This window comes from Desulfatiferula olefinivorans, assembly GCF_054657895.1.
Genome location: NZ_BAAHXV010000011.1, coordinates 128,594 through 141,504 on the forward strand (window position 1 = coordinate 128,594; position 12,911 = coordinate 141,504).

General features: G+C 56.7%; 11 protein-coding genes. All 11 read right to left on the reverse strand.

Annotation, left to right across the window (positions count from 1 at the left end; translation table 11 throughout):
• Positions 1-246 precede the first annotated feature (246 nt).
• The gene (locus ACYQ11_RS10290) at positions 247-1,284 is read right to left on the reverse strand and encodes an ABC transporter permease (protein ID WP_459923686.1); all 1,038 of its coding nucleotides are present in this window, start codon (positions 1,282-1,284) and stop codon (positions 247-249) included.
• A 33-nt stretch (positions 1,285-1,317) separates the two neighbouring features.
• The gene (locus ACYQ11_RS10295; RefSeq protein WP_459923687.1) at positions 1,318-2,223 is read right to left on the reverse strand and encodes an ABC transporter ATP-binding protein; all 906 of its coding nucleotides are present in this window, start codon (positions 2,221-2,223) and stop codon (positions 1,318-1,320) included.
• Between the two features lie 6 nt (positions 2,224-2,229).
• The gene (locus ACYQ11_RS10300) at positions 2,230-3,078 is read right to left on the reverse strand and encodes an MlaA family lipoprotein (protein WP_459923688.1); all 849 of its coding nucleotides are present in this window, start codon (positions 3,076-3,078) and stop codon (positions 2,230-2,232) included.
• Entirely contained in the window at positions 3,065-3,682 is a 618-nt protein-coding gene (locus tag ACYQ11_RS10305; RefSeq protein WP_459923689.1) for an MlaC/ttg2D family ABC transporter substrate-binding protein, read from the reverse strand. Before ACYQ11_RS10305 ends, ACYQ11_RS10300 begins: the two co-directional genes overlap by 14 nt.
• A gap of 53 nt (positions 3,683-3,735) precedes the next feature.
• Complete coding sequence (gene mlaD, locus ACYQ11_RS10310) at positions 3,736-4,200, reverse strand: outer membrane lipid asymmetry maintenance protein MlaD (RefSeq protein ID WP_459923690.1); 465 nt, start codon at positions 4,198-4,200, stop codon at positions 3,736-3,738.
• A 39-nt stretch (positions 4,201-4,239) separates the two neighbouring features.
• On the reverse strand, positions 4,240-5,016 hold the full coding sequence (locus tag ACYQ11_RS10315) for an ABC transporter ATP-binding protein (protein ID WP_459923691.1): 777 nt from the start codon (positions 5,014-5,016) through the stop codon (positions 4,240-4,242).
• A gap of 6 nt (positions 5,017-5,022) precedes the next feature.
• On the reverse strand, positions 5,023-5,826 hold the full coding sequence (locus ACYQ11_RS10320) for an MlaE family ABC transporter permease (RefSeq protein ID WP_459923692.1): 804 nt from the start codon (positions 5,824-5,826) through the stop codon (positions 5,023-5,025).
• A gap of 136 nt (positions 5,827-5,962) precedes the next feature.
• On the reverse strand, positions 5,963-8,434 hold the full coding sequence (locus ACYQ11_RS10325; protein ID WP_459923693.1) for a DNA internalization-related competence protein ComEC/Rec2: 2,472 nt from the start codon (positions 8,432-8,434) through the stop codon (positions 5,963-5,965).
• Positions 8,435-8,552: 118 nt separating this feature from the next.
• Positions 8,553-9,809: a UDP-N-acetylglucosamine 1-carboxyvinyltransferase gene (gene murA / locus ACYQ11_RS10330; protein ID WP_459923694.1), complete on the reverse strand. Its 1,257-nt coding sequence runs from the start codon at positions 9,807-9,809 to the stop codon at positions 8,553-8,555.
• A gap of 157 nt (positions 9,810-9,966) precedes the next feature.
• Positions 9,967-11,664, reverse strand: a complete 1,698-nt coding sequence (locus ACYQ11_RS10335) for a PAS domain-containing sensor histidine kinase (RefSeq protein ID WP_459923695.1) — start codon at positions 11,662-11,664, stop codon at positions 9,967-9,969.
• 311 nt (positions 11,665-11,975) lie between these two features.
• Positions 11,976-12,911 (reverse strand): thioredoxin family protein (locus ACYQ11_RS10340; RefSeq protein WP_459923696.1); only part of this gene is annotated, 936 nt, incomplete at its 5' end.

Consider the following 12,911-nt stretch of genomic DNA (forward strand, 5'->3'; position numbering starts at 1 on the left):
TCTGGGGGCTCGGTGTCCCGGTGATGGGCACGCTGCGCTTTGCCCATCCTACGGGCTCACGTGCGGTGCGGGTGGTGCAGACAATTCCCGGCGAACGTCAAAAAGGCTTTGCAGGAGCGGGTCATGCCCGCCGACCGTCCCCTCGCCTTCGGGCTTTCGGGCGGTAGGATGGGCAAAGCAACGCGTGCCCATCAGGGTCATGAACTCAGTGTCGTTGTGAGAGACCCATCCCGGCAACAGAGCCGGTCACCGTTTTTTCCATTCAAAGAACAGGGAACCCAGGGCCAGGAAGACCAGGGACATGGCAAGAAGCGCGGAAAGGTGGGGGCGGATGTCGGCAAAACCGGCGCCGTCGTTGATGATCAGGCGGGCGGCGTCGATCAGGTGGGTCAGGGGGAAACTCTGGGCCAGGGCCTTGACCCAGGGTTTGGCCCCTTCCAGGGAGAACCAGACACCGGACAGAAACATCATGGGCCAGGACAATAGGTTCAGAAGGCCGCCTGCCAGCTCTTCGCTGCTGATCCGGGCCGCCACCAGAAGCCCCAGGGCGATCATGGAAAAGGCCCCCAGGACAAAGACCAGAAGAAGAAGCAACGACGAGCCCCGGCAGGTGAACCCGAACAGCCGCAAACAGCCGACGTAAACGATGGCCGTGGTAATCAGCATGGCCACAATGCGGGACAGAATCTGACTAATTAGAAATTCGGCGGCCCGCATGGGAGTGGCGGACAGGCGTTTGAGCACGCCGTTTTTCCGGTAGCGCACCACCACGTAGCCCACGCCGTACAGGCCGTTGAACATCATGTTCATGCCCAGAACCCCCGGAAACAACCATTCGACGTAGGGGATTTCCCGCCCCGTCACCACCCGTTTCGTGAATTCACCCCGGGCCTCGGTTCCCTGATCGTAGAGCAAAAGCCGCTCAACCATATAGGACCCCGGGGAGGTTTCGCTGATCCAGTAGTCGCCGGTGCGGGCGTCGAGCACCATGTCCAGGCCATGGTGACGCAGGGTGTCGATGGCGGCCTCGATGTCGGGCATGGCGATCAGGTCCACATAAGGGCTTTGCCGAAATGCGGCAAGACGAGGGGAAAGGGATTCGGAGACCGGATCGCCCGACCCGATCAGGCCCACCTTGTAGGCGCCGGCCGAGGGTTCGTTGAACATCAGGGCGAAGCCCGCGATGACCAGAAAGGGAAACAGAATGCTCCATCCCAGGGCCGACCGGTCCCGGTAAAACTCCCTGTTCCGCGCCATGAAAAGCGCCCAGATCCGAATGATCACCGCCCTCTCCTCCTGTAATGATTCGCGTTCATGTCAGTCCCTCAGGGCGTGGCCGGTCAGTTTAAGAAAGAGATCGTCGAGGTTCCTGGGCCGGACCGTCATCCCTTTAAGATCGACATGCCGCGCCATCAGGTCCCGCAGGCAGGCCTCCACATCCTGGGTCTGGATCTCGACGGAGGTATCCCTCAGCCGAAACCAGGGAAAGGCGAGATCCGCCAGAAGGTTTTCGTCCACCGTGGACGGCAGGATCAGCGATGATCCCGCCAGATGCTCGTCCAGAAGATCCTGCGGCGACCCCTCGGCGATGAAACGCCCGTGGTCCATGATGGCGATGGTGTCGCAAAGAAGCTGGGCCTCGTCCATGTAGTGGGTGGTCAGCACAATGCTGATGTTCCTGGCCTTGAGTTGAAAGACGATGTCCCAGAGATGACGCCGGGCCTGGGGATCGAGACCCGTGGTGGGCTCGTCCAGAAAGATCAGTTCCGGATCATGGGCCATGGCCATGGCCAGCAGCAGCCGCTGTTTCTGGCCGCCGGAAATCTTGCGGTTGTCCTTGCGGAGGATGTCTTCGAGCTTGCACAGGCCGATCAGCTGGTCGAGGTCCATCTTTTTCCGGTACAGGTTTCGGAAGGTCTGAAGGGTTTCCTTGACCGTCAGATAATGGGGCAGCTCGGTGTTCTGGAACTGAATGCCCACCTCTTCATAAAACCGGCGGTCGCGGATTCTCCCCTTATAAAGGATGTCTCCGGCATCGGGCGAGAGAAGGCCCTCGATCATTTCGATGGTGGTGGTCTTCCCCGCACCGTTGGGTCCCAAAAGGCCGTAACAGACGCCCGTGTCGATGGTGAAACTCACACGATCCACGGCTTTGACGTTGCCGAAGGTCTTGACAAGCCCCCGGATGTCCAGGATCGGTTGACGGTGGTGAGGATCGGCCATGGTCGTTTACTCGGCGATTTTCTGTGTGCGCAGATGAATGTAAAAGTCGCGAACCATCACATAGGGGTCCAGAGACGCCGCCTTGACGGCCTCGTAATCGCCCAGGCGGAAGGTGGTGGCGTTGACCAGCTCCAGGGCGCTCAGGCCATAGGCCAGTTCATTGGGCCGGACGTAATACATGGGATCCAGAAACATGTCGCCCACCCGTCCCACCGTGTCCCTGAGGGTGGACGGTCCCAGAAAGGGCCAGACGATGTAGCAGCCGTTGCCGATACCGTAAACCCCCAGGGTCTGGCCCAGATCCTCCTCGTAGGGCTTCAGGTTCAGCCAGTGATCGGCGGGATCCCAGAGACCGGCCACCCCCACGGTGGTGTTGACCACAAAACGGGTGAGTTCGATCCCGGCCCCCTTGATTTTTCCCTGGAGAACATTGCCGACAAAGCGGATGGGCACGGCAAGGTTGTGAAAGGCGTTTTTCACCCCCGTTCGGAAAAACGAGGGCGTCACGGCCCGGTACCCCCGGGCCAGGGGCTTGAGGCACCAGAAATACAGTTTGTCATTGACGACAAACATGGCCCGGTTAAACGGAGCCAGAGGGTCGGCAACCAGGGGTTCGGGCATCACGGCCGACGCATCGTCCCCGTCCTCGAAAAAATCATCATCACCCTGTTCGTCAAAAAAGGGGTCGTCGTCCGCGACCATCGGTTCGGGGGCGACGGCCGTCGTCCCGTCGACCGTTTTCGAAGACGGCGGCGTGAGGGCTTCCGGTCCGGCGGTTCCGCTTCTGCCGTGGGCGCACCCCCCAAAAAGGCTGAACACCATCAGGGCCGCGAGGAACAGCTTAAGATTTCGCATTCTTGGCGGCTTCATGGTCGGCAATTTTCTGTTTGAGCATGTTGATCAACGCATCGGGTGTGTTGTTGATCAAAATGGTTTTGTATTCCGTTCGAAACGCCGACACAAGGCTGCGGCCCTCCACCTTGACATCGTAGACTTTCCATCCCTTGCCCGCATTGAGGAACATATAATCGATGGGGGTTTTACCATTGACGATGCTTGGAACCTGCGCCCGTTTGATGCCTTTTTTGGTTTCCAGGATTTCAGCGGGTTTGAGCTCGATGGCCACATCCACGTTATTGAAATCCACACGGTCCAGATAATTGTTGCCCAGATGCCGTGTAAACACGTCTCGGAATTCGTCTTGTTGGGCCTTGGTAAAACGCCGGTCGGCATAATCCCCCAGATTGGCCTTCGAATCATGGGCGAAGGGCCCCAGGGTGAATTCCGTGATTTTCTCGAAATCAAAAATATCCGGCACCATGGCCCAGATCTCGTCACGTTTCTTGGCGTCGCTGATGTCGGGATTCTTGGCGATGGCCATCGCCTTGTCCATGGTGCTTTTGATCAGACGATCCACCTCGGCCCCATCGTCGGCCCCTGCGGGGAATGCGACCGCCATAAACCCGCATGCACACAGGATCAGACATAACACGCTTTTCATGCCACCCTCTCTTATTCCTGTCCCTTATTTCCGGTACCGCCGAACACATACTTGCTGACCAGATCCTCGATATCCAGCGCCGGTTCGGTTTCGGTGATCATGCCGCCGTCGTCTAACATCTCTCCCGACCCGCCCGGCGTGATCATGATGAACTTGTCGCCGATGAGCCCCGAGGTTTTGACCGATGCAATGGCATCGTCTTCAAGTTCCACCCCTTTTTCGATCTTGAGCCTTACCTTGGCGATCTTGATCACCGGCTCCAGGGTGATTTCCTCCACCTGGCCGACACGGACGCCTGCAATCTCCACGTTGGAACCGGGTTTAAGGCCGGTGGCCGAGGTAAACCGGGCGTAGAGAGTATAGTGATTGTCACCGAGTATCTCCATCTTTCCCAGTTTGACGGTCAAATATCCCACGCACAAAAGACCGATAATCACGAACAAACCCACGGTCATTTCAAGGGACGATCGTTTCATGACTCCTCCGCTTAACGTCAAAAAAATGTTGGTGCGTCATCACGCCGGCCCATCGTCTCCGGACGGCTCACCCTGCACACGGTTCAGGGGATGAATAAAATAATGGATTCGCGGGTCCGTCTGTTTTTCAATTTCTTCCGGCGTTCCTTCGAATATGATCCGCCCCTCGCTGAGCATGGCCACACGCTGACTGAAGGCGAAGACTTCCGGAATCTCATGGCTGACCACCACCCCCGTGAACCCGAACCGTTTCTGGTAATCGGAAATCATGTCGTGAACCGCCTGTTTCCGGATGGGGTCCAGCCCCGTGGTGGGCTCGTCGAACAGCACGATTTCCGGATCGGTCACCAGGGCCCGGGCCAGGGCCACCCGTTTTTTCATCCCCCCGGACAACTGACCGGGATATTTGGACTCGATGCCTTCGATATCGAGCTGGGCCATGCGGCTCTCCACCTTTTCCCGGATCACCCGTTTGGTCAGCCTGGACCCTTCGCGAAGCGGCAGGGCGATGTTGTCAAACACGGTCATGGAATCAAACAGGGCCGAATCCTGGAACATGTAGCTGAAGCGCTCACGCAGGGCCTTCTGTTCACGATGATTCCGGGCCGTCAGGGTTTTGCCGTCGAAATAGATGGTACCCGAATCCGGTTTGACCAGACCGATGATGTGCTTGAGAAGGACGCTTTTTCCCCCGCCGCTCTTGCCGATCACCGTGGTGATTTCACCCTTGTGAATCGACAGGTTCAGCCGGTCGAGAACCCGGTTGTCGCCAAAGCTCTTGCACACATTCTCGAATCGGATCAGCGGCTTTTCCATAATATCCTACAAAAGAAACGATGTTAGCACATAATCGACGATCAGAACGATCACACAGGACTGGACCACGGCCGTCGTGGTCGAGAGGCTGACCCCTTTGGCGCCGAAACTTTCCTGCCTCAGATGGGTGTAATACCCATGGAAGCAGCAGACGGTAATGACGGTCAGACCGAAAAACACCGACTTGATGAAGCCCTCGTTCACATCGGACATCTGAACGCTGGCCTGGACCCGGTAAAAATAAATGCCCGGACTCATGCCCAAAAGCTTGGACCCGGTCAGGTAGCCCCCGAAAATCCCCACCACATCGAACAGGGCCGTCAGCAGGGGGAAACACAAAAGACCGGCCACCAGGCGGGGGCTGACCAGAAAGCGTACGGGGTTGATATTCATGGTTTTCAACGCGTCGATCTGCTCGGAAATGCGCATGATGCCGATCTCGGCCGCCATGGCCGATCCGGCCCGGGCGATGATCATGATGGCCGTCAGCGTGGGCCCGAGCTCCTTGATCAGGGTCAGGGCCACGGCGGACCCCAGAAGCCCCTCGGAGCCGAATTTGGACAAGGTGTAGTAGCCCTGAAGCCCCAGAACCATGCCGGTGAAGGCGCCGGTCAGGCAGATGACCACCACCGATTTCATCCCGATGAAATACATCTGCTCCAGAGTGCGCCGGTACTGAACGGGCAGGGAAAACACATAAAAGACGCTGCGCAGAAAAAAAATCCCGGCCCGGCCCAGGGTGCCGATCAGAGAAAGGGTGGTGCGGCCCGTGGTTCTCACCAGGCTGTCTTCCGATGTGAAGGAGGTCATCGTATCAATCCCCGTTCAATTTCAGTTCACAGACACGTACAGCGGATTTTGAAATAATTCAAGAAATTAATGCTTTTTGCCAAGAGTGTCAAGGTTGAAGGCGGCTTCGTGTCGCGTTTCAGGTTCGCTCCTGCCATCAGCGTTCAGCCCCGTCATGATGTTCCAGAAACGGCGTCAGCGTCATGGCTCCGTTTTTCACCGTCAGAATCAGGGCGCCGTGGTGATCCGTGCGGTACACGGCAAGGTTCCGTCGCTCAAGCCGCCTCAGCACCGACTGGTGGGGCATGGCGAATCGGTTCCGATAGCCCGCCGATATCAGAGCGTATTCCGGTGAAACGGCATCGAGAAAGGCATCGCTTGACGATGTTTTGCTGCCGTGGTGGGGGACGCAAAGCACCCGGCTCGAAAGGTCATTACCGTAACGGCTGACCATCGCCTGCTCGGCCCGTTCCGTGATATCGCCGGGGAAAAGAAAACCGACGCCCTGATAGGCCATCGACACCACCAGGGAAGCGTCGTTGATGTCGCCGCGATCCCCGTCCGAAAATCGTTCGGCTTCGGGCCAAAGCACCCGGACGGCCACACCGTTGATGTCCACGACTTCCGAAATATCCTGAACCGTCCGCAGGGGGATACCCCGGCGCTCGACGATCTCCTTCAAACGCCCGCAGCTTTTCGTGGGTCGCCATGGCCCGTTGAACCAGAATTCCCCGACGGAAAAATGCTCGAGAATGAACAACAGTCCGTTCATGTGGTCGCTTTCCGGGTGAGACAGGACCACCCGGTCGACGGTGGTGATTTTTTTTGACCATAAAAAGGGGGCCAGCACCTGTTCCCCCATGTCAAAGCTTGAATAACCGGCAAATCCCCCGCCGTCGAAAAGCATGCACGCCCCGCCCGGCAACTCCGCCAGAGCCGCGCTGCCCTGGCCCACATCCATCATCGTGATCCGCAGATCATCGTTGAAGTTACGGCGGTAAACCCAGTACGCGATATCTCCGGCGCCAATCACCAGAAGAACCGCGATCACGACCCATACGTTTTTCGCAAACCCCGGGCGTTTTTCTCGTCTGGCCCGGACAAGAAGAAGTCCCGACATCATCAGGCCATAGATGCAGGCCATCTCCAAAAACGAAAGACCGACGACGTTGACCGACGCCCAGGGCAGCGCCGCCAGGGTACGAATCAGCGAGAGAACCCCGTCAAGAATCATCCCGGCGAGCCGAATAAGCGGTATGGCGAGCAGGCTGCACCAGGGATAGACAAACAATGCCCCAATACCCAGGGGCACGACGAGAAGCGTCACCAGAGGAACCAGAACCGGATTGGCGACAGGCCCGATCACCGAGATTCGATTGAACGAGGCCGCCACCAGAGGAAGCGTCCCTGCACCGGCCAGAAGGGACACCAGCACATAGGTTTTGATTTTGCCGTTTCGAAAGAAGCCGCCCCCCTCCTGTCGGGTTTCGGCACTCAGGCACATCATCCCCCAGACAATGAAAAACACGGCCGTAAACGATAATTGAAACGAGGCGCCAAACAGGGACAGGGGCGACACCGCAAGGATCGAAAGGGCCGCCAGCGCCAGGGCGTTCAGCACATCATGCTCGGCATCCAGGCTGTGGGTCAGAAGAACGACCGCCACCATCAACAGAGCCCGCTGGGTCGACGGGGCCATGCCGGAAAGAACCCCGTAGGCCAGCACGGGGCCAAGGGCCAGAAGACCGGCATAGCGCCGGGCCCGGGCCGCCCAGAGAACACTTGGAATCCGCGAGAAAAAAAGGTAGCACAAACCAAAGGCAAGGCCTGCGACGATGCCCACATGAAGGCCTGAAATGGCCAGAAGATGGGCGGTTCCGGTCCGGTTGAAGGCTTCCTTCAAGGCGGGGTCCAGGGCCTTCCGATTGCCGACCAGCAGGGTTTTGAGAACCTGCCGGGACGAGACGGAAGCCACCTCCCGATCAATAAACATCTCAAAGGAGCGCCTTAGACGCGCAATCGGCCCGGGCCCGTCGGATGACAGCAGCCGGACCCGGTCCCCCCGGGCATAACAGCTTGCCCAGATATCCTGGGCCGCCATATAACGTTCATAGTCAAATCCGCCGGGATTGTAAAAATTACGAAACGGCTTCAGGCGACTTTCAACGATCAAACGCTGTCCCGTCGTGAGATCCGGTTCCTCTCCCGCCACCGTCAGACGAATACGCCCGGAAACGCTGACCATGGGCCTTTCGGGGAGGGCGATGCCGTCCGCTTCCAGCAGGCATTTCTGGCGGCCGCCGTCCTTTTCCGGCGATGTGACCACCTTCCCCCGGATCTGCAGAATCCCTTGATCCGCATAATACAAAGGATGATCCGGTCGGACTTCCCGCTGAGAGGCGACGTGCATGGCCGGCACCCCCAGCGCGACAAACAACAGGATCGGAGTTATGCGAAGGGATAGGCTGCGGCACACCGCCCAAACGATCCGGATCAGACACAGCAGGATACAAGCGGTCAGGAGCCATGCAGGCGGAGAAAAAGTCCGGCCGATGAAAAGACCTGCCGCATAGCCGGCAAGAAGGGGGATAACCGGCCGTTTATAGTAATCCGTGAATAAAAAAGGCATCCATCCCTCGTCCCAGCCCCCCCGGCACGACGGAAACATCACGCGTCATGGTTGTTTTCAACGACCGCTGCCAGGCACCGGCATCGATGCGCGACAGCGGCGGCCGTGGACGAATCCGTCAGGCCTTGGCCCGTCGGACGGCGGCCCCCAGGGCCTGGAATTTCATCTCGATGGCCTCATAGCCCCGATCCAGATGATACACGCGATTGACGTCCGTGACGCCTTCGGCAATCAATCCGGCCAGAATCAGCGAGGCGCTGGCTCTGAGATCGGAGGCCATCACCGGCGCGGCCGACAGGCCCGAAACGCCTTTGACCGTGGCCACATTGCCGCCGGATAGGGAAATATCGGCCCCCATCCGCTGAAGCTCGGACACGTGGATAAACCGGTTTTCGAAAATCGTTTCCGTGATCACGCTGGACCCTTTGGCGACCGTCAGCATGGCCATGAACTGGGCCTGCATGTCGGTGGGGAAACCCGGATACGGAAGGGTCTGAATATCCAGGGGGGCGATCTCATCCGGACCGATCACCCGAATCGTGTTTCCATCGGGAAGTACCTGTGCCCCGGCCCGCTTGAGTTTGTGAATGATCCCGCCCATGTGCCCGGGCTCACAATCGACAAGCGTCACATCGCCACGGGTCATCGCGGCGGCCACCATAAAGGTTCCGGCTTCGATCCGATCAGGGATGATGGTCACCTCCACCGGATTCAGGCGGTCCACCCCGGTGATGGTGATGACCGAGGTGCCCGCACCGTCGATGCGGGCGCCCATCTTATTGAGCACCTCGGCCAGGGCCGATATTTCGGGTTCCCGGGCTGCGTTTCTGAGAAGGGTCACGCCTTCGGCCAGAACGGCGGTCATCATCAGATTTTCCGTCGCCCCGACGGAAACCACGTCGAAATAGATTTCCGTGCCGAGAAGTCGTGGCGCGGCGGCTTCCACGTAGCCATGCTCAAGCGCGATGGTCGCCCCTAAGTCGGCCATGCCCTTGAGGTGAAGATTGATGGGCCGTGCCCCGATGGCGCAGCCTCCGGGAAGAGACACCCTGGCTTTCTGTCTGCGGGCAAGCAAAGGGCCCAGAACCAGAATCGACGCCCTCATTTTACGGACCAGATCATAGGAGGCTTCGCTTTTGTGCACGGTGGACGCGTCGATGGCCACCCGGTGTCCGTCGGTCTGAACGCGCGCGCCAAGATCCTCCAAAAGCAATTTGATACTTTTGATATCCATCAGGTCCGGCACATTGTGAAAGACGCATTCGCCATCGACCAGAAGTGCCGATACCAGAACAGGCAGGGCGGCATTTTTCGATCCGCTGATCCGGACCTCACCGGTAAGCCGGCGACCGCCTTCTACAACAATTTTATCCATGGTTCACCCCATGATTCATGGGCTCCTGGACCACGAGCCCGTTCGCATTCTTTTCTTGCGCCCCGGATCGACAGGTCTCCCCGACGGGAACGACGGCAAGGTTCCCGGTTCTTGTATGACATCTTGAGATGAAAAGGAAGATTTTTTGAACGGAGCATCAGATCGTGCTGCTATTTTCCATATGAGTGTCTTTCGCGTCAAGCAGCGCTTTAAGGATCGGTACTTCGACATATACGCTGGTGCCGGCTCCCGGCCTTGATTTCAATCGCAGTTTCCCTCCCAGAAGATTCACACGTTCTTCCATGCTTCGAAGCCCCATATGCTTGTTGGGTCCTTCAATCTTACAGGGTTCGTCGGTTTCAAGCCCGATACCGTTGTCATCGATGCGCAAAATCACATGGGGATACGAGGCCACCAGACGGATGCTCACCTGATCGGCCTTCGCATGTTTACGAATGTTATTAAGCGCCTCTTGCACCAGACGATACAAATTGATTTCCGAATCAGGATCCAGCCGGGTATGATCAAGGCCGGCCGAAAAAAAATCCACCGCGATACCGGTTCGTTCTCTGAACTCTTCGCAGTAACGGTAAAGAGTGATAGGCAGCCCAAGCTCGTCCAGACATGGCGGCCTCAATTCATAGGCGATTTCACGGACCGCATGGATGGATCCGTGAAGAACTTTCGACATTTCCTTGATTTTATGTCGCACCCGGTTTGTATCGGCAGGCGTTTCATCAAAAAACGTCTCGCAGGAGATGCGAAGCGACGAAAGGTCCTGGGCGACGCTGTCGTGGAGGTCTCTGGCGATCCGCTTTCGTTCATTTTCCTGGATCCGCATGATCTCCCGGGTCAAAACCTGGATCTGCTCTTCGGCACGTTTGGTTTTGGTGATGTCCAGGGAGGTAATGATGGCGCCGCCGGTGAACGGGGATATCCTGATGTGCAAAAATCTCAGGTTGTATTTCTGCTCCGGGAATTCCTTTTGCCGGCCTGTGCGAATGCAGTCCATCAATTCTTCAAACATATTGTTAGCATGCCTGGATCCGTAATCCTTGTACATGATATCGCCGATCTCGGGCACACGGCCCTGGGAACGGGCTTTGGCGGAATTATATCCGGTAATGCGTCCGTTGTGATCCACAATAATCGTTTCGATGGGATTGTTCTGAAAAAGCGTACGGTAGCGTTCTTCGCTTCGACGCAACGCCTTCTCCATGTTTTTGCGATAAAGAATTTCATTTTGCAGCTCCTTGTTGATCGCCTCGAGTTCCACCGTTCGATCATGTCCCGAAGCAGGGATCGTTGTGACGGCATCACTCTTTCGATTGCAACGAATCAAACAAAAAGCGGTCAGCAGACAGAAAAACGACAGGGCGTATCCGATCTGATTTTTTGAAAACGCCCCCCATATTCCAAGAGGTACCGTCAAAAACATCACATGACGTTTGACGTATGCATTCATGGGAACCATCTGGGCCACGGAAACAATCGTCACACTGATGGTGATCAGTATAACGAGTTGACCGGCCTGACTCATCCCGTAAAGCCATAACGTCGTTACAGCATAAGCGCTCCAGATCAGAGTACCGGGGTTGACGGCTCCTTGAGATAATCGGCCGAAAAGGGAAATGTGTCGAGAAAGAAGCGAATCGCTTCGCACGAAATATCGATGACCGACAACGACCGCAAATTCAAGCAAGATAAACCATAGAACCAAAAGAGGATAGTTTGTCCAATAAGATGTCGCCAGGGCGGCGACGATCATAACGATCAGATAAACGCCGTTCAGGCAACGTTGCATCCCGATATGATCATATCCAACCGTTTTTTTTGGGTATGTTGTGCATTTCATCGTGGTCCCTGCCTTCCCCCATGAAAACAGGATACTGTGTCGACATCGTTTCATGGTTCAAGCACGTCTGACCGTTACCCTTACCGGCAGGGTCATTAGGAGGCGTCACATACTCAAGGCCCGAGGAGAGAGCAGTGGAATAGTCCGGTTCGTAACGGTATATCGGTGAGAATGTTTGCGATCGTGCCGATGTACACAATCATTATATCAGCCGTTGTTGAATGACGGCCGTTAAGAGAATCATCGTTTTCTTAATGATATTTTGAAGAACTTGTCAAACACTTTGTTTGTATTTTTGGGTATGGCCACCCTCAGCCGCGAAAACGGCGTTCCATCTCGGCCAATGCATCAGTAATACTTTCCTTGATGTCGGCCCGATCTGTCTTTGCCTGCAAGGCATTGAGTCTGTCACGATCCCGGGGGCCACCCGCCATTCCGATAAGATAAATCCAATCGCCCCGAACAGACGCACTGACCTGCTCCATTCGGTCCCATATCTCCTCGACAAGACGGGCGGCCAACGCTTCGGAACCGTCGATGATCGTTTCAACGACGACCATGGCTCCCAGTCGAACCGGCCACTTATCGTGGGCCATCAGGTCATAAAAGGCCGGATAGATCATCTGGTCGTCGATCATCATTCGGGCCAGATTTTCGGCCTCCCTTGATTCGATCATGGCTCGCAGCGAATCCGGGCTGAGCTCGGACGGTTTTCGCTTGAAAATCCCGTCAAAAATTTCCTGTTCGGTCAGAGCCCCCGTCAAGCGCACCCCGTGATCACAGATGACAGTCGGTACGGAGCGAATGTGGTCTTCATTTGCAAGCTGTTCATAAAGGGTTGCATCGATGATGGTGAGACGAATCCTCGGGTAATTGTCGGTCAGACCGATCAGCGTTCGAATCACCGATGGACAATGGGGACACTGAGGCGCCATATAGACCCTCACATGGACAGAAAACGGCAAGGCACGATCCGCTAAGGCTTCACAGACTATCGGTTTTTCTTTAACCAGTGCGAGCATCTTTGCATCGGGTAAAGCCATCCATCGGATCTGGTCATTGATCAGAATGTAAGGCAGACGCTCTTCCGAATCATATCGTTTTATTGTGAAAAGGCCCGCTGACCGTTCCTTAAGGTCAAGCAAGGACTTCTCCAGTCGGTCCGACAAGGGGTCGTTCGTGGTCAGAAGAACCAGCGTCGATAAGTTTTGGTTTTGCGGGGATTGTGGGAGCATGGGCTTTCTCCG

Bases quoted from the DNA above. Each gene is read 5' to 3' on its own strand.
- ACYQ11_RS10295 (WP_459923687.1), bottom strand. From the start codon at position 2,223: ATGGCCGATCCTCACCACCGTCAACCGATCCTGGACATCCGGGGGCTT.
- ACYQ11_RS10300 (WP_459923688.1), bottom strand. From the start codon at position 3,078: ATGCGAAATCTTAAGCTGTTCCTCGCGGCCCTGATGGTGTTCAGCCTT.
- ACYQ11_RS10305 (WP_459923689.1), bottom strand. From the start codon at position 3,682: ATGGCGGTCGCATTCCCCGCAGGGGCCGACGATGGGGCCGAGGTGGAT.
- mlaD (WP_459923690.1), bottom strand. From the start codon at position 4,200: ATGAAACGATCGTCCCTTGAAATGACCGTGGGTTTGTTCGTGATTATC.
- ACYQ11_RS10315 (WP_459923691.1), bottom strand. From the start codon at position 5,016: ATGGAAAAGCCGCTGATCCGATTCGAGAATGTGTGCAAGAGCTTTGGC.
- ACYQ11_RS10320 (WP_459923692.1), bottom strand. From the start codon at position 5,826: ATGACCTCCTTCACATCGGAAGACAGCCTGGTGAGAACCACGGGCCGC.
- ACYQ11_RS10325 (WP_459923693.1), bottom strand. From the start codon at position 8,434: ATGCCTTTTTTATTCACGGATTACTATAAACGGCCGGTTATCCCCCTT.
- murA (WP_459923694.1), bottom strand. From the start codon at position 9,809: ATGGATAAAATTGTTGTAGAAGGCGGTCGCCGGCTTACCGGTGAGGTC.
- ACYQ11_RS10335 (WP_459923695.1), bottom strand. From the start codon at position 11,664: ATGAAATGCACAACATACCCAAAAAAAACGGTTGGATATGATCATATC.